Source organism: Streptomyces yongxingensis (assembly GCF_055597465.1).
In genome coordinates this window covers 66,279-86,401 of record NZ_CM145717.1, presented here as the reverse complement: position 1 = coordinate 86,401, position 20,123 = coordinate 66,279, and the positions used below count along the sequence as shown (strand labels likewise).

The window sequence follows — 20,123 nt, the reverse complement described above, 5'->3', positions numbered from 1 at the left end:
GCGGCGCGCGTCGAGCCGCAGCCGGATCACGGTGGTGCGCCGCGCGCCGTCCCCGCGTCCTCCGCACAGGAGCGCGTGTGGTTCGCCAGCCGGATGGCGCCCGACGCGTCGGCGTACCGCATCGTGGATGAGCTGGTCGTGCACGCCGAGGTGACCGAGGCCGACCTGCGGCGTGCCTTCGCCCTGCTGGTGCGGCGCCACGAGACCCTGCGCACCGCCCTGCGGATCGTCGACGGCCGGCTCACGCAGTACGTACTCCCGCGGATCGACCTGCCGCTCCGCCACGTCGACCTGACCGGTGCGGACGACGCCCAGCAGGCGGACGCCCGGCGCTCTCGCAAGGCAGAGCTGGCGCGCCGGCCCTTCGACCTGGAGCGGGCCCCGCTGTGGCGCGCGGAGTTGCTCGCGCTCGGGGAGACGGAATGGGCGGTGGTTTTCGCCGCCCACCATCTCGTCTACGACGCCGCCTCACGGTTCAACCTCCACGCCGAGCTCACCGAGATCTGCGCGGCCGTGGAACAGGGGCGAGAGCCGAAGCTGCCGGAGCTTCGGCTGAGCTACACCGGCTACGCACGGCGCGAGCGTGACCGGCTGTCGCCCCACCGGCGAACCGAGCTGGCCGCGTACTGGCGTGCGCGGCTGGCCCGGCTCCCGCCCGTCCACCGCCTGCCGCTCGACCACCCGAGGCCCGCGGCCCGGACGTTCGTGGGGGCCGAGGTGCGGGCCGGCCTCTGCCCGGAGGTCACCGCGTCGCTGCCGGGCGCGGCACGGCGGCTCGGCACCGAGCCCGTCATGCTCTGCCTCGCCGCCTACGTGGCCCTGCTGCACCGCCACTCGGGACAGGAGGACATCGTCGTCGGTCTGCCGGTGACCGGCCGTCACCAGGCCGACGTGGCGCCGATGATCGGCACGTTCGTCAACATGCTGGTGGTCCGGGTCGATGTCGGCGGCGCCCCGACCTTCGCCGAACTGGTGAGCCGGGTACGGTCGGCGGCCCATGTCGAGGACCGGTACGACATCCCCTTCCAGACCCTCGTCGAACTGCTGCCCGTGCCACGGCTGCCCGGGGTGCCGCCCCTGTACCAACTGGCCTTCAACCATGTGCCCGCGGACGGCGGCCTGGGAGCTGCCTCCTCCGGTTCCGCCGGCTGTGAGGACGACCTGTTGCTGGAGATCACGGCCGACACGGTCCGGGTCGAGTACAACGTGGCACTCGTCGAGAAGAGCACCGCCGACGCGCTGCTCGCCGACTACCTCGCGCTGCTCGTCGCGGGAGTCTCCGACTTGGATATGCCCCTGCCGCGTCTCCCGGTCGTGGCCCGGCCGGGAGACGCCCCGGCGACGCGCCCCGCCCGGACGGCCGCGGGCGGCAGGCCACGCACCGCGACGGCGAAGCTGGTCGCCGACGCGTGGAGCGCCGTCCTCGGCACCGCGGTGACCGACGTCCACGACGACTTCTTCCACCTGGGCGGTCACTCGGTGCAGGCCCTGCGCATGCTGGCGCGCCTCGAGGCGGAGCACGACTCCGAGCTGAGCATCCAGGCGTTCTTCGCCGATCCGACGGTGGCCGGTCTTGCCACCGAACTCGAACGCAAGCGCCCGAGGAGGACGGCATGGCGGTGACGGGCCGAATCGACGGCGTACCGAGCGACATCTGGCACGAGGAGGTGCTCGCCCCGCAGTTCGCCTACGAAGTGGAGCACCTGCTCGGCCACTACCTCGCCATCGAGAAGGTCCTGCTGCTGGAGTACGTGCGGATGGGGCTGGTGGACGCCGCCGGGGCGGCCGGGATCGGGGCCCGGCTCGACTCGCTGACCCCGGGCGTCGTCCGAGCCGACCCGGAGGAGAACATGTCGGACATCTCCTTCGCCGTCGAGCGGCACGTCCTGTCCGGCCCGGTCCCGCCGTTCCCCGCGTGGCACGTGGACCGCAGCCGCAACGACCTCCAGGTCTGCGCTCAGTTGATGTCCGCTCGCGAGCACCTGACCGCTGTGGCCGCCGACCTGCTGTCGCTGGGCCGCGCGGCCATCTCGCTCGCCGCCCGGTACGCCGACGTGCCCATGCCGGGATACACCCATGCCCAGGCCGCGCAGATCATCAGCCCGGGCTTCCACCTCACGGCCCTCGCCGCCGAGACCACGGCCACCTTGCGCGGGATGCTGCACACCTACGACGAGGTCGACGCCTGCCCGCTCGGCTCGGGAACGATGGCCGGCCAGGAGCTCGCCTGGGACCGCGTTCGCATGGCCGAGCTGCTCGGCTTCTCCCGTGTCCAGCCGCATGCGCTGGTGGCTGTCGCCTCCCGCGGCTGGGCCATGGCGATCTCCGGCGACCTGGCCCGCTACGCGGTGACGCTGAGCCGCTTCGCCACCGACCTCATGGCCTGGGGCGGCAGCGGTTTCGGCTTCCTGGACCTTCCCGACGAGCTGTCGGGCATCTCGGCGGCCATGCCGCAGAAGCGCAACTTTCCCGTGCTGGAGCGCATCCGGGGGCGGTGCGCCCACGTTGCCGGGTGCGCGGCCGACATCGCCGCCGGGCAGCGCAACACCGCGTACACCAACACCGTGGAGGTGTCGAAGGAGGCGGGCGGGCACCTGCGCACCCAATTCGGCGCCATGCGCTCGGTGCTGCGGCTGACGCGGGCGGTCATCGCCGGAGCGGCCTTCTCGGCGGACCGGATGCGCGAGGCGTGTGCGGGGGAGTACCTGGGCGGATTCACCCTCGCGAACCAGTTGACGCTGGAGTGCGGCATCCCCTGGCGGACGGCTCAGGTGATCTCCGGGCGGTACATCAAGCGCGCCCTGGAGAAGGGGCTGCGGCCGGCCGAACCGGACGGCTCGCTGCTGGCCACGCTCTGCGCCGACGCGGGATACGAGGCCGCGCGGACCGACGCCCTCCTCGTCGCCGCCTTCGATGTGGACGAAGGGCTGCGGGCCAAGCGATCGGCCGGCTCGGCCCACCCCGACGAGGTGCGGGCGATGCTCGCCGCCCAGGACGGCGAATGCGCGAAGCTCACCGAGGAGTGGTCACTGCGCGAACGCAGATCAGCCGATGCCGCCCGCCAACGGGACGACCTGCTCACCACGGCCGAGCGGCGGTCATGAGGGAGCCGGCGCTGGTCGCCCGCCGGCCGGGCGTGGACCTGCGCGAGGGCGCGGGCACCGCCTGCGGAACCTTCGGCGAACTGCTTCAAGGGGTGCTGCCCGACGGAGTCGACTTCCTCGTCACATTCCCGATCACCCGCGGCACCCGGGCGTGGTTCCGGTACGACCGCGACGGCCCACTGCACGTCTTCCCCTCTCACAAGACCAAGTCGCTGAGCCTGGCGCGGGCCATGTTCCAAGCCCGAGGCGTCGGCGGCGGCGGCTCCCTGGTCCTCGACAGCGGCTTGGCCGTGGGGAAAGGGCTCGCCAGTTCCTCCGCCGACCTGGTCGCCACGGCCAGGGCCGTGGGGGCGGTGCTCGGCTTGGACACCTCGCCCGCGGCCGTCGAAGGCTGGCTGCGCCCGATCGAGCCCACTGACGGGGTGATGCACCCGGGCATCGTGGTGTTCGAGCACCGGACGGTCCGGTTGCGCGCGTCGCTGGGCACCCTGCCCCCGGCCACGGTGGTGGCCGTCGACGAGGGCGGTCACCTCGACACGGTGGCCTTCAACCGGCGGCCCCGGCACCGCACGCCTGCCCAGAAACGCGAGTACGAGCGCCTGATGCGGGACCTCGCCACCGCCGTCGACCACGGTGACCTCGCCCGGGTGGGTGCGATCGCCACCCGCAGCGCGGTCCTCAACCAGCGGCTCGTTCCCAAACGGAACCTCGACGCCATGATCCGGGTCGGCGACGAGATCGGCGCGCTGGGCGTGGTCTGCGCCCACAGCGGCACCATGCTCGGCCTCCTGCTCGACGCCGGCGACCCCGACCACCAGCACAGGCTGTCGGCCGCCGCCGCGGCATGTTCGCGCCTGCCCGGCGCCACCACCGTCTTTCGTTCGTTCACATCACCAGGGAGCGCGCATGCGTCATGACACCATCGTCGACGCGATAGGCAACACCCCGGCCGTACGGCTGCGGGTGGACGCCGCCGAGGGGGTCGAGGTCTACGCCAAGCTGGAACTGCTGAACCCCTACGCGATGAAGGACCGGGTCGCCCGGCAGCTGATCCTCGAGGCCCGCCGGTCCGGTGCGCTCGAAGAAGGCGCGCCCATCGTGGAGAGCTCGTCCGGCACGATGGCGCTGGGAATCGCCCTCGTCGGCACCTACCTGGGGCACCCCGTGCACATCGTCACGGACCCCCGCATCGACCCGATCACCCTCACCAAACTGGAGGCACTCGGGTGCGTGGTCCACGTGGTGGAGACGATGACCGGGCAGGGGTGGCAGAGCGCCCGGCTGGAGCGGCTCGCGGAGCTGATGAGCGGCATGCCCGGTGCCTACTGGCCCCAGCAGTACAGCAACCCGCAGAACCCGGCCGCGTACCGCACGCTGGCCGACGAACTGATCGGCGACCTGGGAACGGTGGACGTCGTGGTCGGCTCCGTCGGCAGCGGCGGCTCCTTGTGCGGTACGTCCGCGGCGCTGCTGGAGCGGCTGCCCGGCCTGAAGGTGGTCGGTGTCGACTGCGTCGGCAGCGTGCTCTTCGGCCAGCCCGACGTACCGGCCCGCAAACAGAGCGGACTGGGCAACAGCCTGTACCCGGACAACATCGACTACCGCCTCTTCGACGAGGTGCACTGGCTCTCGGACGACGAGGCGTTCGACGCCACCCAGCGGCTCGCCCGGGAACAGAAGATCTTCGCCGGGAACACCTCCGGGTCGGTGTACCGGATCCTGACCCACCTCGCCGCCGAGGCGGGGCCCGGCACCCGTCTGGTGGGAATCCTGCCGGACCGCGGCGACCGCTACGTGGACAGCGTGTACTGCCACCGGTCCGCGGGCCCGATCGCCGCCCGGCCCGTCGAGGTCCCCTACGGTACGACGGTCACCGGCTGGTCGTTCGCCTCGATCCCGCGCGAGAACCGTCCCGTCCTGGTCTTTCTGGAGTCGAATACGACAGGGACGGGCATGCTCGCGTTGCGTACCGCGGTGCGGCTCGGCTTCGAGCCGGTCCTGCTGGCCAAGGATCCCGCTCGCTACGCCGGCCTCGATGGCACCGGCTGCCTGGCGGTCGCCTGCGACACCGAGAGCGACGCGGACGTCCTCCGGGCGGTTCGGGAGGCGACCGGGAAGCGGACCATCGCCGGGCTCACGACGACCAGTGACTTCTATCTGGAACACACCGCACGGCTGGCCGCCGCGCTCGGCCTGCCGGGCCATGCCCCGGAGACGATGACGGCCTGCCGCGACAAGTCGCTGACCCGTACGGCACTGAGGGACGCCGGGGTGCCGCAGCCGGCGTTCGCTGTGATCGGCGACTCCGCCGACATCGCCGGTGCTGTCGCGTCCGTGGGCCTGCCGTGCGTGGTCAAGCCCGTGGGCGGATCGGGGTCGCAGGACGTGCTGTGGTGCGAGGACGCCGCCACGGCCGCGGAGCACGCCGCCCGCGTCCTGGCCGTGACCGAGAACGTGCGCGGCCAGGCCACCGCCGGCAAGGTCCTGATCGAGGAGTATGCCCGCGGGCCGGAATACAGCGTGGAGATGTTCTGCGACAACGGGCAGGCCGCCTGCATAGGGGTGACCCAGCGCACCGCGTGCGCGCTGCCCTACTTCGTCGAGACCGGCCACGTCTTTCCCGCCGAGCTGCCGGAGGCCACCTCCGGCGAACTCGCGGAGTCGGCCCGCCAGGCGCTCAAGGCGGTGGGCTTCGACCGAGGTCCCGCGCACGTCGAGATCAGGATGACGGACATGGGCCCCGTGGTCATCGAGATCAACGCCAGGCTCGCCGGCGGCATGATCCCCGAACTCGTCCGTGCGGCGACGGGGATCGACCTTTTGGAACAGCAGGTGCGGGCCGCGGCCGGGTACCCGGTGCGGCTGCTCGCCGGCAGGGCCCGGCACGCGGGCGTCAGATTCCTGGTCGCGCGTCGGACAGGACGCCTGGTGGCCATCACGGGAACAGCGGAGGCGGAGCGTGTGCCCGGCGTCGAACGGGTGGTGACCACCGGCTCCCCGGGCCGTGCGGTACGGCCGCCGCGGGACGCCTATGACCGACTCGGCTACGTGATCGCGGGCGGCGACTCGGCCCAGGAGGTCCTGGAGACTCTGGACGCCGCCGTACGGCTGGTGGACGTGGTGACCGACCAGGACTGACCGTCGGTGTACACCTTCATTGGTGCGGTGGGGGCTGAGCGTGAGCCACACGGGCGCAGCCCCCACCGTGCGAGTGAAGACCCCAGTTTGGTCATCCGATTCTTCGTACGCCTCGCAGCTCACGCGATCGAGAAGACCGGTCCGCACCCGTCGTGGACACCCACACCAGTGGAGCGGCCTCAGCCAGCGGCCCCGGGCTCGGGGGAGACACGGCGGGGCGCACGGCCGCGGTTCGCTGCTCCGCGGCCCATGCCGCGATATGCGCACGCGAGCGCAGGCCCAGGGTGGTCCTGATGTGGCGGATATGCGTCTCGACGGTGCGCACCGACACATGCATCCGGGCGGCGATCTGCCGGTTGGTCAGTCCTTCGACCACCAGAGCGGTCACGTCCCGCTCCCGCTTGCTCAGCAGGTTGTCGGAGTCCTCCGCGGTCGCGCCGGTCGCCTGGGAGCCGAGGCCGAAGGCGAGGACATGACCGTGCCGCATCGCGCGTCCGGCTTCGAGTGAGGCGCGGGCCCGGTTTGGTGGCAGGACCTTCAGCGCCGCGGACCGTGCCGCGTTCACCCGCTCCCGCCACCACGCGTCACCCCACGAAGCAGGCGGACCGAACTGCTCGGCTGCCCCGATGAGCTGAAGCACTCTCTCGAACCGGTGGGCGCGGGCGGCGACGATGGCCAGTCCTTGGAGTGCGTCGGCCGGTCCGCGCGTGTGCTCCGCGGGACCGCGCAACGACTCGGTGAAGTACGCCTCCGCTGTCGGCAGGTCGTCCTTCTCGAGAGCGAGCGCGCCCGCCGTGACGAGAACCGCGTGCAGCCACCGTGGCGGCACCCTCCTGCGCAGGAGGGGCAGAAACTCCTCGATCACCTGCTCGGCCCGGCCCAGTTCACCGTTGAGCAGCTGGTACCGGGCGAGACCGACCCGACAGAGAGCCGTCAGGGTTTCGTCACGCAGACGGTGGCCGATCTTCAGGCACTCCCGCAGGTCCGCCACGGCACTGCCCTGGTCGCCGTGTGTTTCGTGGAGCGCACCGCGTAACAGCAGGAGACGGCTGAGGAGCGGATCGCGGCCGTAGCCGCGTTCCAGCTCCACGGCCTGCTCGGCATAGCGCATGGCCGTGCCGTAGTCCCCCTGCCGCCCCGCCAGCGCGGCCGCACACTCAAGAGCGACGCTCCGGTAGGGCGATGGCTCGATGCCGCGGTCCAGGATGTGCGAGAGCAGTGTCAGCGTGTCGTCCGCGGGTCCCGGTGACAACTCCACCGTGGCCAGCGCGCCGGCCAGGAGCAGTTGCCGCTCGTCGGTGCCAGGGATCAGCCAGTGGAGGGCATGGGTGAGATTGCCGTGTTCCGCCGCCAGATGTCGGAGCACGGCGGGCTGGATGAACGTTTCCCTGTGGAGCGGTTCTGATAGTTGTGTCAGCCACGTCACCAGCCGCCCGTACGTCTCGGTGTCCTCGCTTTCAGCAACCAGCCGTTCGTGACCGAAACCTCGCATCGATTCCAGCAGCCGGAACCGTGCCGGACCGTCCTGATCGGTGTACGGAGTGATGACGGACTTGACCGAAAGGGCGATCAGCAGTTCGGACGTTCCCGGTTCCGCGGCGCTGCCGTCGGCGGCCACCGCGGCAGCCGTGTCAAACCCGAAGCCGCCCGGCAGTACGGACAGCTCCCGCAGCAGCGACCGTTCGGCTGGATTCAGCAGGTCGTAGCCCCATTGGAGGGAGGCCCGCAGACTCTGATGCCGTTGGTCCGCCAGCCGCCATCCGTTTGTCAGCAGGGACAGGCGGTCGTCCAGGCGAGCCCTGACCTCGGCCGGCGGAAACACTCTTATCAGCCGGGCAGCCATCTCGATGGGGAGCGGCAGGCCGTCGAGCCGGATGCAGATCTCGCCCACGTGCCTGGCGTTCTCCTGGGTGAGCTGGAAATCAGGCACCACCGTTCGCGCCCGGTCCAGGAACAGAAGCACGGCGTCCGACCGCAGACACTCCGAGAGAGACGAATCACCGTCCACATTGGGTAGCGCCAGACCGGACAGTGAGAATATGGCCTCCCCCGGGAGACGCAATGGTTCCCGGCTGGTGGCGATGACCCGCAGATACGGATGGCTTGGCAGCAGCTCGCTCAGCATCAACCCGCACTCGTCCAGGACGTGCTCGCAGTCGTCCAGCACCAGCAGGCGTTCACTCTCGTTCGCGTACGGTGCTGCCCGCGGTGCGTGCGGAACACCGTCTTCGACCGGCTCGCCGAGGGCGATCAGGATCTGCCGCCGTATCTGGTCGATGTGGGTGAGCGTCGCCAACTTCACGACGATGACTTCGCAGTGCCTGCTGCGTTGTTCTTGCCCGGCCAGCTCCAGCGCCAGGCGCGTCTTGCCCACACCGGCGGGCCCGGTCAGCGTCAGCAGCCGTACGCCGTGGAGCAACCGGCTCAACTCCACCATCTCGTCGGTTCGGCCGACGAAGCTGCTCAATTGGGTCAGCGGCCCGCCGTCAACCGCTGTGCCCATTCCGCCGGCTTTCTGCCGTTGCCGATAGGAACGCTGTCGGCAGGCGTTCGAGCAGTATCGGGAGCGAAGCGGGGTCGCGCTTTCCGGGTTTCTCTTTTCGATGTGCTTGCCGCACATATCGCAGGAAATAGTGGTGGTAGAGGATTTGGAGAACAATCCTGACACCTTTCCATAAGTGCTGCCTTGCCCTGCGACGCCGCCCCGCGTCACTGATTTCTGGGGTGCGGCCCAGCGCCGCGAGTCGCGGCTGGTGTGACCTGGTGTCTTATTGGTTCCGGCCCACGGGTGCAGAATTGAAAAGGGTGCGCCGGCGGTCAGTGAAAGGGAGGTCTGTACCTTCTGGTGCCTTCTGCCACGGGACGCCGGAGCTTTTGGCTGGTCGATCCCCACGGCGCGTACGCCCTCCCCATTCCGGGAGACAGGAAGCCGCTGATTGGCTCATTCGCGTGGGTAGGGCACAAACCGGGGCATCCTTTCGGCGTTCCGAACCTCGACGTCACGTATCGCGTGACCGCGTGGCAGTTGTGCCCCCGTCAGTTCGGCGTCCTGTACCAATTACGCCGCAGTCGGAGTCTAAGCATGACTAAACACATGCCCCAAGCCCGTTTCCGCCTCCTTCACTGCCCGAATCATGCCCGCATGCTGCCGCGAAATGCTCCTTTTGTGCCCAGGGGTGCAGTAGGTGCGGCTGAGACCGTCAAGTGGGGCGGTGAAGACGACCGTGGCGTTACGGACATTCGACGTCCCGTAACTGCGGCTAGCACTGGTGCCGATCACGGAAGTTTCCTGGAGCATCGCGTCCATGTCGAGGCGAATGAAGAGCGGGTGGTCTGTCGCGTGCTTCTGAGCAATTTGCGAACGGGAACTGCCCTTCTTTTTCTTCCGCAACGCTCTCGTCCACGGGAACACGGGGCGCACGGATTCCGGCGGCCTGGCGGCCCACGCGGCCGACATCCGCGACCGTCCAGCCGCACCGGTCACGTGTCATACGGAGGAGAAACGTGCGCGCAACGCAGCAACCGGCGGCCCCAGCTCCAGACGACCCGCCGGAGCGGACAGGCTCTGGCGCCCCGAGTATCGCCGGCGTCGGCACCGCCGTGCCGTCGACCTCCTACACACAAAGGGAAGTCCTCGACACCTTCGGCATCACCGACCGGCGGATCCGCTCCGTCTTCCTCGGCGGTGCCATCGAACGCCGCAACCTCACCCTGCCCCCGACCGGCCCCGACGGGCTCCCCGCCGTCGAGTCCCAGGGCGACCTGCTGAGCAAACACACCGCGAGTGGGCTACAGCTGGGCCGGGAGGCCGTCGGACACTGTCTGAAGGACGCGGGCGCCGCGCTCGGCGATGTCCGATACCTGTGCTGCGTCACCTCCACCGGATTGCTCACCCCCGGATTCTCCGCGCTGCTCATCAAGGACCTGGGCATCGAACAGTCCTGCCAGCGCCTGGACGTCGTCGGCATGGGCTGTAATGCCGGGCTGAACGCCCTCAACGCCGTCGTCGGCTGGGCCGCCGGCCACCCCGGCGAGCTCGCCCTGATGGTATGCGTCGAGGTCTGCTCCGCCGCCTACGTCTTCGACGGCACCATGCGCTCCTCCGTGGTCAACAGCCTGTTCGGCGACGGCGCGGCGGCTGTCGCGGTCCGCGCCACTCCACAGGAACCCCCGCCGGACTCGGCTCTGCTGAGGTTCACCAGCCACATCATCCCCGAGGCGGTCGACGCGATGCGCTACGACTGGGACGACGGGCACGGCAAGTTCAGCTTCTACCTCGACCCCGAGGTCCCCTACGTCGTCGGGGCCAACGCGGAGACCGCCGTGGCACGGCTCCTGGAGGGCACCGGACTGCGCATCGGCGACATCGCCCACTGGGTGGTGCACTCCGGCGGCAAGAAGGTCATCGACTCGGTCCGTGTGAACCTCGGACTGTCCCGGTACGACGTGCGGCACACCACCGGGGTCCTGCGCGACCACGGCAACCTCTCCAGCGGCTCGTTCCTGTTCTCCTACAAGCGGCTGCGTGACGAGAGGGTCGCGGTACCCGGTGACCTCGGGGTGCTGATGACGATGGGGCCCGGGTCGACCATCGAGACGGCCCTGGTGGGCTGGTGACGGAAGGAAGCTTTGCCGACATGAAGACCGAGCCCGACCGGACCCCGCTGCCCGACGGCCTGGGCCTCCTGGCCCGGCTGGACGGCGGCAGCCCGCTGCCCGAGCTGACCGCGGCGGTGAACGCCGTGTGTGAGGAGGCGGAGGAACAGCGCGAACGGACGGTCGTCATCCTCCGGTTCGCGCCGCCACCGCCCGGGGCCCGCGAATGGCCCGGCGATGTCTCCATCCATGAGGTCAACCGCTGGGAACGGGCCATCCGCCGCCTGGAACGCCTCGACAACATCACCATCGCCGTGGCCCAGGGCACATGTGGCGGCCCCGTCCTCGACGTGCTGCTGGCCGCCGCCTACCGGATCGGCACCCCCGACCTGAAGCTGCTGCTTCCGGTCAACGATGGGCAGTTCTGGCCCGGTATGGCCCTCTACCGGCTCGTCCAGCACATCGGTCCGGCCCGTGCCCGTCGCATGGTGCTGTGGGACTCCGACATCCCCCTCCCCGACGCCGTCGAACTCGGCATCGTCGACGAGGTCAGCAACGATGTGACCGAAGCCGTCCGTCACGCGGCCGTGCTGCGCGGACGGCTCTCCGGCCGTGAGGCCGGGATCCGCCGCCGGTTGCTGACGGAGGCCGCGTCCGCCGAGTACCAGGACGCCCTCGGCGCGCATCTCGCCGCCTGCGACCGCGAGCTGCGCCGCCTGCGGAACAGCGGACCCGGCACCCCGGCCGGGACGGCGGCGGGCCACGTCGAGGCGGCCGGATGAGCGCCGGTGCGCCCGGCGGCGGCTCCCTCGATCCCGTACCCGAACCGACCGGCGGCATCGAGGCAGACGCCCGCCGCCTGGCCGAGTACATCGGCGGCACCGAGCGGCGGCTCGCGGCGCTGCCGCCCGTTCCCGACCGGGCCCCCCACGACCGGGACCGCGCCGTCGCGGTCCACGGGCGCGCCCGCCGGGCCCGCTGGGCCTTCCTCGCCCGGCACACCGAGACCGTCTACGGGGTGCTCACCGACGGGCTGACCCGTCCCGTACGCCTGGCGGACCTCGTGTACGAGGCCGCCGACCGGTTCCCGGGCCTGGTGCCGACCCGTGCCCAGATGGCGGCCGAGCGCCGCTTCGTCCAGGCGGAGAAGGAGGGCCGGGAGATCGACCAGGGCATCTTCTGCGGCGCGGTGCTGCGCTCGCCCATCGCCGGCCGGCACCTCGTCGAGACGATGCTCGGGCCCACCCCACGCGCCCGCACGCTCCTCGACGGCTTCCGCACCGAGGGCCGGATCGAGCTGGACACCGTGTACCTCGAACGCCGAGGCGTCGCCGGTCATATCGAGTTCCGCAACGCCGCCCGCCTGAACGCGGAGGACGACCGGCTGATCGCCGACTTGGAAACCGCCGTCGACCTCGTCCTGCTCGACGACGCGATCAAGGTCGGTGTGCTGCGCGGCGGCACCGTCGACCATCCCAAGTACCGGGGACGCCGTGTCTTCAGCGCCGGAGTCAACCTGACCGACCTGCGCGACGGGCGGATCTCCTTCGTCGAGTTCCTCCTCGGCCGCGAGCTCGGCTACGTCAACAAGATGCTTCGCGGTCTGCTCACCGCCCCGTCGCCCGGCGACGGGCGCGAACGGAGTGTCGGCAAGCCATGGATCGGCGCCGTCGACACCTTCGCCATCGGGGGCGGTATGCAACTCCTGCTGGTCCTCGACCACGTCATCGCCGAGGAGAACGCCTACCTCAGCCTGCCCGCCGCCGAGGAGGGCATCGTGCCCGGGCTCGGCAACCTCCGGCTCACCCGGCTCACCGGAGCCCGGCTGGCCCGTCAGGTGGTGCTCGGCGGACGCCGGATCGCCGCGACCGAACCGGAGGCGCGCTATGTGTGCGACGCCGTGGTGCACGCCGAGGACATGAACGGCGCCGTCGACAGGGCCGTCGAAGCGCTCCGCGCGCCCGCCGCCTCGGCCAACCGCCACATGCTCACCGTCGCCGAGGAACCTCTCGATCTCTACCGCGCCTACCTCGCCGAGTTCGCCGTCGTACAGGCCGAACGCGCCTACGCCCCGGACGTTCTGGCCAAGGTCGAACGGCGTTGGCAGGAACGCGAACGGCGGCGCACGACACCGGGGAGCGAGCGGTGAGCACCGCACCGACCTGCGGAAACCAGAGGCCCACGCCCCGCGCAAGCACGGCTGGCAGCGTTGACCAATTCGGGTGCAGGAGGAGGTCAGGCGGATGAGACTGCATTCCTCCTCGTTGCACGGCTCGTTGCGGGATCCGGTCCTCGGTTCGATCGGATTTCTGAACGAGGTGATGAGCCGCTATCCGGATGCGATATCGTTCGCGCCCGGCGCGCCGCATCCGGACACGCTGGAGAACATCGACACCGAATGGTACGTCGGCAGATTCGTCGATCACCTCGTCCAAACGGGACGGAGCCCGGAGCAGGCGCGCCGACTGCTTCTCGAGTACGGGCCGAGCCGGGGCATCATCAATGGCATCGTTGCCGATGCCTTGCGCCGGGACCACGGGATCGACGCCCCCGCCAGCACGCTCGTCATGACCGTCGGTGCCCAGGAAGCGATGCTGCTCGTGCTGCGTGCGCTGTTCCGCTCGGGTGAGGGCGTGCTCGCGGTCGCCAATCCGTGCTTCGTGGGCATCGTCGGGGCGGCGCGGCTCCTGGATGTCGATGTGATGCCGGTCGACGAGACGGACCTGGGGATCGATCTCGACGGTTTGGAGCAGGCGTGTCGTTCCGCTCGCGAAGAGGGCCGGCCGGTTCGTGCGCTGTACGTCGCACCCGACTTCTCCAATCCGGGCGCGGCCCGTATGTCGCTTGACTGCCGTCGGAGACTTCTCGACCTCGCGGAGCGCGAGGGCTTCCTCGTCATAGAGGACAACGCTTATGGGTTCACGGCGGCAGCCGGAGCCGAACTGCCCCCACTCAAAGCGCTCGACACCGCTCGGAGTGTGGTTCATATCGGCACCTTCGCCAAGGTCGCCTTCCCGGGAGCAAGGGTTGGCTATGTGATCGCTGATCAGCCGGTCAGTTCCTCTCGCGGCGGCACCGTGCTCGCGGACGAGTTGGCCGCCGTGAAGAGCATGGTCACCGTGAACACATCCCCGTTGTGCCAGGCCGTGATCGGCGGCATGTTGCTGGAGCACGGAGGCTCCCTGATCGAGTTGAGCCGTCGCACGTCCGAGATCTACCAACGGAACCTGACCAGCCTGCTCGACGCATTGGATCGGCACCTGGGAGACGGATCGCATCCCGGAATCCGCTGGAACCGCCCTTGCGGTGGGTTCTTCGTCCGAGTGCGTCTGCCCGTCCCTGTGGATGCCGCTCTGCTGGAGGTGTCCGCGGCCGGATACGGTGTGCTGTGGACTCCGATGCGGCAGTTCTACCTGGATCAAGCAGGTGATCAGCAACTTCGACTCTCGTGCAGCTATCTCGATCCCGAACGGATCGAGGAGGGGGTGCGGCGCCTGACCGCCTTTCTGTCGGAGGAGGTCGAAAGCCGTTCGGACAGCGGCAGCGGTGGCTGACGCCGGAGCCCGCGGCGCCGGGGTTCTGCGGCGCAGGGTGCCGCTGGGCGGAGGAAGCGACGCCGCGTAGGACTGCGTGGGAGCCGTGTAGAGTTCGCGCGATTCTTCACCACGTTTGGCCTGCAGGCAGCCGCCCTCTTCGATTGCGGGGACCTTCCGCCGGGTGTGTTGGCGGAAGCCGCGCATGCTTCTGTGCTCGATACCTTCTTCCTGTCCGATGACGCTCACGCGTCGCTTCTCTTTTTGCGGGTTGTCGCTTGAGGTGTGGGGAGTTGCGAGCCAGGCCCGGTGGCCGGTCAGTGCCAGGAACTCCGCAATGAGTTCCGGCGGGGCGAACGTGATCATTCGCAGGGTCGAGCCGGGATCGTCACGCTCGATAGGGTTCAGTCGGCACGACACCGTGTGGGCGGGGCTGTGCACGCCGACGGCCTTCTGGTAGGTGTCCTCGGTGGTGCCGGCGTGTTCGGCGCCGTATCGGTCACAGCGGTAGGCGGCCTGGTCCCAGCCGCACGCCCCGTCAGCGGCGGGCTTGCTGGTCATCCGTGGAGCGCCTCCCTCGTCTGCGCGTCGATGTCGGCGCGGTCCCGGGGTTGTCGTCCAGGTTGTGGGCGTGGTCGTCGGCGGCTGGGGAAGAGTCGGTGTTCCAACCCTGCGCTATGCGGCCCGGAAGCTAGATGATCAATTCCGAGGGATGCCTGCGGAGGGTGTGGGGTGGGCGGTCGCCGAAGCCACCGCGAGACGGCCAGGCGGCGGGCTGCTGGCCCTGGTTGCCGAGGTGGGAGCGGGCGGTCAGGCGGCAGGGTCGACTTCGGGGTGCGTGAACCGAACGGGCTTGCCCAGCGACCGGGCGTAGGCGATTTCGGCTCGGGTGCTGTCTCCGATGTAGTCGCCGACTACGAGCACCTCATCAGCGAGCCGGATCTTCGCCCGGTGCAGAGCGTCGAGTCGAACCTTCAGCGCCTCGGCCTCGACAGGATCGGACCAAAGTTCGTGCGGCGACTCCATGTCAAAGCCCGGTTTGACGACAATCTTTCCGGCTTTGGTCTCCCGTAGATCGGCGTCGTTCATCTCGGTCATGAAGCGGGTGGAGCCGCAGATCACGACGATGCGCGGGAGGCTCAACAGCTTCTTCGCGTCGGCGAGCTTCTCCTCGGGAGTGAGCAGTTGCGGGTATGACACTGGTTCCTCCTGGTGGTGTCGTCCAAGGGGTGCCTGCGGAGACGAGAACGAGGCCCAAGATCGGTCCTCGAAGTCGCGGGGGGCTAGTCGGTGGATTGAACAGCTTCGAGGTATTCAGCCCAGCTGTTTTGGGCGTACTGAGCCCAGGCGTAGGCGGTGTTGGGGTGGATGCCGAAGAGGTCGCTGACCACGATCGGAGGGAGGTTGGTGATCGCTTCCATCATGGCCGTGTTGCGGGCGCTGACGCCCGGCAGGCCGTGCAGCTTCATGTAGTGGTTGACGGCCTGAGGGCTGCGGGGGCGGCTTGGCGGCCGGCCCGGGAAGAGGTAGCCCGGTGTCCCGGTGTGCGACTGCTGGAGCACGGAGGTGCGGCAGGCGGGGCTCGTGATCTGCCGTTCGATGAGGACCGCGAGCCGGGGTGGGAGGAGGACGGGGTGCTTGCTGATCGTCAGGTAGGCGTCGTCGCCGTCTCGGTGGAAGCGGTCGGTCGCGAGCTCGACGATCCGGGTGGTGGGGAGGGCATAGAGGCAGGTCAGGGAGCCGATGATGCGGGCTTCCAAGGGCAAGGTGTCGTCGTTGAGACAGCGGCGAAGTTGTTGGTTGAGTTCGTCGGCGTCGAGGAACCGGGAGGGCAGGCCGTACTTCTTCGTCGGGATGGTGACCTTGCTGATCAGGCGCCGGGCGACGGCCCAGCGGACGAACGGCTTGAGGTCTCGGCGCCAAGTGGGGTTGGTGGTCAGCCAGAGATCGAGGTCTTCCTGGCTGAGGTCGGCGAGCGTGATCGAGTTGTCGTCGAGCCAGGTCATGAACGTGATTGCGGCCCGGATGCTTCGCCGGTCGCTCGAGGCGGAAGCAAGGCTGTAGCGGCCCTTGTCCGCCCGGCGCCGGGCGGAGCGAAGGACGCCCCATTCGGCGAACGGGCGGACGATGCGAGCGTGATGAGAGGGAAGGGCTGCGAGTCTGGCTCTGAGCCAGAGCTGGATGCGAGCGAAGTGCTCCGCCCGTTGGGGCAGGGCGCCCGCCGCGACGAGCAGTTCTCGGATGTAGAGGGTTCGCCAGTCCTGCGGCAGCTCGTCGAGGAGTTCGTGGGTGATCTCTTGTTGGCGTGCGGCGAGACCGGCCAGCATGCGGGCCGCGTCGCTGCGACGTATCCAGAGGAGGACGGACCAGGGGTGGTTGGCGGCGCTGAGCTGTTCCGCCAGTGGCTGGAGCTGGGGGTGGACGGTGCCGTCCTCGTTGCTGAGGAGTTGACGGACCCGGTCTTTGACGAACGCAGTATGCGCAGGCGCCGTCGGCGTAGATGGCGCCAGGCTTGCCGCAGCGGGGGCAGGTGTAGTCGATGCCGGTGCCTGAGCACGGACCACAGATGTTCTGTCCGCCCTCGGTTCGTCCAACGAGCGCGTGGAGGGCTCCGCACTGAGCGCAAGGGGCAGGCTGGCGCCTTCGGCGCGTGTAGCACGTGGGGCAGAGCGGGCCGACGGGCCAGCGGACCTTCACCGGCCTGGTCTCGCCGCAGTCGGCGCAAGGCAGCCACGGTCGCTCGCGGCAGGAGGTGCAGTAGAAATCCCCCCCCCCGCGGCGGATGAAGCCGCACGTGGTCCAGGAGTTCTGCCAGCTCTGCCTCGCTCTTCACCCACTGAGGCGGAGTGAGCTGCCGCGTGCGGGCCCACTTTTTGATCAGGGCAGCGTGGCGGTCCTCGGCGTGGCCGGTGCGCTGGGCGAGCCGGGTACTTTCCCACCGCGAGCGCCAGAGCGCCGGATCGTCGCCGCAGGCCCGGACGTATCCGCACACGGTGCGCCAGGTGGACAGCCCGCGACCGTTGTGTATGTCGGAGAGCGAGGCGGTGCAGACGCCGGAGCGCTTCGCCATCTCGGCCAGCGTCGGTGCTCCCGCCCGGGAGCGCAGGTCACGCAGAGTGGAGGCGAATTCCACCAGGGGGCTGTCCTCGCCGTCAGTGGTGGGCAGGGGGTTCATGGGGCGGGCCACCGTGTCTCCTTCCGTGAGCCCGCGGCCCGGGGCGCTGGGGCCGGAGGATGGGTCAGGATTGGGTGAAACGGCGGCGCATTTCGGCGCTGACGAGCCCGGCAACGCCTACCACGGTCACAGCTTCCGGCAGATCGATCCCCAGTGCGAGGAGGGCGACCAGCGCGCCCAGCACCACGACCAGGAGGACCACGCCGATCCAGGACAGGCGGGTGCGCGGAGCCGAGGGGGCGGGCTGGGGAGAAGGCTGGGAGGTGCCGGGGTTCTCAGGAAGGATCACGGACAAACGAACTCCAGGTGTTCGGGCGGGATTGCTGTGGACGTGTCCTGACCCGGTTGCAGCTGGGGGACAGGACTGTTTCTCACGCTACTGAGAGCAACGCGCGTGTGTGCGGCGGCAGTTGCGGCACTGGCACACATGGTCAACCGCGTCCCGGGTCCGCGACACGCGTGACACGCTGCACAGTCGGCCGGATTGGGCAGATTCGCCGAGAAGGTGGGTTTTCTGGAGGCGGGTAGGCGCTGTTTTCGCAGGTCATACCCGTCATCACGGCGGAGCGAAAAAATCTTGAAATCCTCCGACAGCGGGCAAATAACTCCATGGTTGCTCGCGCCGGACCCACATTCCCGCAGGTCAAAGGGATGAGTTATTCGTGCGGTGTAATCACCGGCGCTCAGGGATTGCTATTGATCACTTTGGCGGGCGACACTCCTTCCCGTTGAAGCGCGCCCCTCGGCGCGCTGCCCGGGCGACGATCCGTATTGCTGTGGACGCACCAGGGACAAACGGGGATCTTCCGTTGCAGCGGAACCCCCACCAACTTCTCAGTATGCATTCCGTACAAGGACGCGAAGCTGAGGACAGCATGTTGTGGCCCGGCCAGATCTGGCCGGGCCACAAGTGCGTCAGGAACCGTACCGCGGAAACCGGCACCTTCTGCGGCAGAGCTCCGAGGAACCGCCGACGGGGAGCTACGCCCGATGAGTCGGGCGGTTTCCGGACACCGCCCGCCGTGACTGTTGGCGATCAGGATGTGCTGGCAGGCACCGGCCGGTCGTCCAGGACGATGGTGGTGACCTCGGCGCCGTCAGGCCGTGTGTGCGTGGTATCGGCGATCGCCATCTGCGTGCGTCGGTAGACCGCGCTGGCCAGTGCCCAGGTCGCCATCTCGGGGTCGCCGCCGACGCGGTCGTCCAGGATCTTCCGCGTGGTGACCAGCACCGCGAGCAGCGACCGGCCGGACAGGAAGGTCTCGATCTGTCCGTCCTCGAGCTCGCTGACGCGGTCCGGATGGCGGAAATGCGGGTGCTGGGAGGTCTGCTCGATCACGAAGGTCCAGGTGTCCCGGTGGCACACCAGCCGGGCCGACGCGATGGCGGCTGCCTTAAGCACGCTGTCCACGTGCTGGCGGTAGTCGTCTTCCTTCTTGTTCTCCCAGTCTTCTTCGGGTTTCCGTTCGCCCGCCGGCGTCGCCGCGGCCGCAGCCTCGGCCTCGGCGAACGGTGCAGCGGGTGCAGAAGCCGAGGCGGGTGGGAGCGGCTCCTGCTCCGTCGACGGGACAGGAGGAACCCCGCCCTGGTCCTGCTGCTCGCGCGGCGTGCCGCCGCCACGCTCGTCGGCCGGTTCCGTGCCCTCGTCCACCGCTTCCTCCCACCCCGTGGCACCGTTGCCGTCGGCACCGGCCTCCAGAACCTGCTGCTCGCACTGCGCCGGCTCCGCCGCCACGCCCGGCGCGGCTGTTGCGTTCGACGCGCTGATCGTGTGCGCCCAGGCCTGAGCGATCTCACGCCGCAGCGCCTCGACCGCTGCGCGTGTGTCCGACAGATCGCCGAGCATCTTCTCCTGGCGGCGCCGTAGCTCCCGGTTCTCCTCACGCAACCCGGTCGTGCCGAGCTGGATGTTCTCCAGCACCTTGCGCCGCAGCTCTTCTTGATCCTGGTGGAACGCCGCCAGACCGGCAGCGGGGTCGTTCAGCACCCGCTGTACCTCGTCCAGCTTTTTGAGGATCTTCTCGCCGTCCCCCCACGCCATACAGCCCCCTCGTCGTCGTACGCCACAGCCGGCCCATATCTCCCGTCCATCTCTCCCCACGGCCCGATCGGCTGACGCGGCGGTTTCCGGCCGGGCTGCGCACCAGCGAGGCCAACGCCCGTGCGCACTCCTCCAGTTGGGGCGCGCACCGCGCACGGAGCAGGGTGCGCAGCCGCTACGCGCCCTCGGCGTCCCAGAGCATCGTCCCGCCGCGGCCGCGGCGGGACGATGCTCTGCGCAGCGCGACGGACCGCCACCGGATGCCTCCGGATGGGCACCGCGGCGTACGCCCTGCGCTGGTCCTCGATGGGCTGCACGTCCGCTGCCGGAACCAGGAAGTCGACCGAGACCGGCTCGCCCGCCAGGCGCCCGTCCCGGGTCTCCAGGCATCCCCACAGCGTCAGCTCCAGGGAGTACCACCAGGAGCCGTCCCGCTCCTGGATCCGGGCACGCGGAGCAGCCCGGACGACCTGGTCGTCCGGCAACCGCACACGCACCCACGGCCCACTGCCGACGGCCTGGGCGCCTGCCCCGCC

At 69.5% G+C, this 20,123-nt stretch carries 13 protein-coding genes and 2 pseudogenes; 8 read left to right on the top strand and 7 right to left on the bottom strand.

The genetic code is table 11. The features are described 5' to 3' along the window. Window positions 1–75 precede the first annotated feature (75 nt). Genes ACZ6TD_RS00435 through ACZ6TD_RS00420 form a run of 4 tightly spaced genes read left to right on the top strand, consistent with a single transcriptional unit; the run spans window position 76 to window position 6,242 of the window. The gene (locus tag ACZ6TD_RS00435) at window positions 76–1,623 is read left to right on the top strand and encodes a condensation domain-containing protein (RefSeq protein ID WP_471348848.1); all 1,548 of its coding nucleotides are present in this window, start codon (window positions 76–78) and stop codon (window positions 1,621–1,623) included. Then, the gene (locus ACZ6TD_RS00430; protein ID WP_471348845.1) at window positions 1,614–3,104 is read left to right on the top strand and encodes a lyase family protein; all 1,491 of its coding nucleotides are present in this window, start codon (window positions 1,614–1,616) and stop codon (window positions 3,102–3,104) included. Before ACZ6TD_RS00435 ends, ACZ6TD_RS00430 begins: the two co-directional genes overlap by 10 nt. Then, window positions 3,101–4,021, top strand: coding sequence for a GHMP family kinase ATP-binding protein (locus ACZ6TD_RS00425; protein WP_471348842.1), 921 nt, complete (start codon window positions 3,101–3,103; stop codon window positions 4,019–4,021). Before ACZ6TD_RS00430 ends, ACZ6TD_RS00425 begins: the two co-directional genes overlap by 4 nt. After that, window positions 4,011–6,242: a pyridoxal-phosphate dependent enzyme gene (locus tag ACZ6TD_RS00420; protein ID WP_471348839.1), complete on the top strand. Its 2,232-nt coding sequence runs from the start codon at window positions 4,011–4,013 to the stop codon at window positions 6,240–6,242. Before ACZ6TD_RS00425 ends, ACZ6TD_RS00420 begins: the two co-directional genes overlap by 11 nt. A gap of 91 nt (window positions 6,243–6,333) precedes the next feature. Here ACZ6TD_RS00420 and ACZ6TD_RS00415 read toward each other — a convergent pair whose 3' ends face one another. Continuing rightward, a complete protein-coding gene (locus ACZ6TD_RS00415; RefSeq protein ID WP_471348837.1) occupies window positions 6,334–8,901 on the bottom strand; it encodes an ATP-binding protein in 2,568 nt (855 codons plus the stop codon). Window positions 8,902–9,746: 845 nt separating this feature from the next. Here ACZ6TD_RS00415 and dpgA point away from each other — a divergent pair. The 4 genes from dpgA (at window position 9,747) to ACZ6TD_RS00395 (ending at window position 14,392) form a co-directional block, all read left to right on the top strand. Next, complete coding sequence (dpgA, locus tag ACZ6TD_RS00410) at window positions 9,747–10,859, top strand: 3,5-dihydroxyphenylacetyl-CoA synthase DpgA (protein ID WP_471348833.1); 1,113 nt, start codon at window positions 9,747–9,749, stop codon at window positions 10,857–10,859. A 20-nt stretch (window positions 10,860–10,879) separates the two neighbouring features. Then, window positions 10,880–11,620: an enoyl-CoA-hydratase DpgB gene (gene dpgB, locus ACZ6TD_RS00405; protein ID WP_471348830.1), complete on the top strand. Its 741-nt coding sequence runs from the start codon at window positions 10,880–10,882 to the stop codon at window positions 11,618–11,620. Continuing rightward, window positions 11,617–12,987 carry a (3,5-dihydroxyphenyl)acetyl-CoA 1,2-dioxygenase DpgC gene (gene dpgC, locus ACZ6TD_RS00400; RefSeq protein WP_471348828.1) on the top strand — a complete coding sequence of 457 codons (1,371 nt, stop codon included), beginning with the start codon at window positions 11,617–11,619 and terminating at the stop codon, window positions 12,985–12,987. Before dpgB ends, dpgC begins: the two co-directional genes overlap by 4 nt. Window positions 12,988–13,081: 94 nt before the next feature. Next, the gene (locus ACZ6TD_RS00395) at window positions 13,082–14,392 is read left to right on the top strand and encodes an aminotransferase-like domain-containing protein (protein ID WP_471348825.1); all 1,311 of its coding nucleotides are present in this window, start codon (window positions 13,082–13,084) and stop codon (window positions 14,390–14,392) included. A 348-nt stretch (window positions 14,393–14,740) separates the two neighbouring features. On the opposite strand, the pseudogene ACZ6TD_RS00390 reads toward ACZ6TD_RS00395, so the two are convergent. The 6 genes and pseudogenes from ACZ6TD_RS00390 to ACZ6TD_RS00365 all read right to left on the bottom strand — a co-directional run. Further along, window positions 14,741–14,932 (bottom strand): annotated as a pseudogene (locus tag ACZ6TD_RS00390) (hypothetical protein); the annotation flags it as partial. Between the two features lie 249 nt (window positions 14,933–15,181). Next, the gene (locus tag ACZ6TD_RS00385; protein WP_471348822.1) at window positions 15,182–15,571 is read right to left on the bottom strand and encodes a hypothetical protein; all 390 of its coding nucleotides are present in this window, start codon (window positions 15,569–15,571) and stop codon (window positions 15,182–15,184) included. Window positions 15,572–15,654: 83 nt separating this feature from the next. Further along, complete coding sequence (locus tag ACZ6TD_RS00380) at window positions 15,655–16,698, bottom strand: hypothetical protein (RefSeq protein WP_471348819.1); 1,044 nt, start codon at window positions 16,696–16,698, stop codon at window positions 15,655–15,657. Window positions 16,699–17,384: 686 nt separating this feature from the next. Then, window positions 17,385–17,441 (bottom strand): annotated as a pseudogene (locus tag ACZ6TD_RS00375) (hypothetical protein); the annotation flags it as partial. Window positions 17,442–17,610: 169 nt separating this feature from the next. Beyond that, window positions 17,611–17,835, bottom strand: a complete 225-nt coding sequence (locus ACZ6TD_RS00370) for a hypothetical protein (protein WP_471348817.1) — start codon at window positions 17,833–17,835, stop codon at window positions 17,611–17,613. A 747-nt stretch (window positions 17,836–18,582) separates the two neighbouring features. Continuing rightward, window positions 18,583–19,587 carry a hypothetical protein gene (locus tag ACZ6TD_RS00365; RefSeq protein ID WP_471348814.1) on the bottom strand — a complete coding sequence of 335 codons (1,005 nt, stop codon included), beginning with the start codon at window positions 19,585–19,587 and terminating at the stop codon, window positions 18,583–18,585. Window positions 19,588–20,123: the final 536 nt, after the last annotated feature.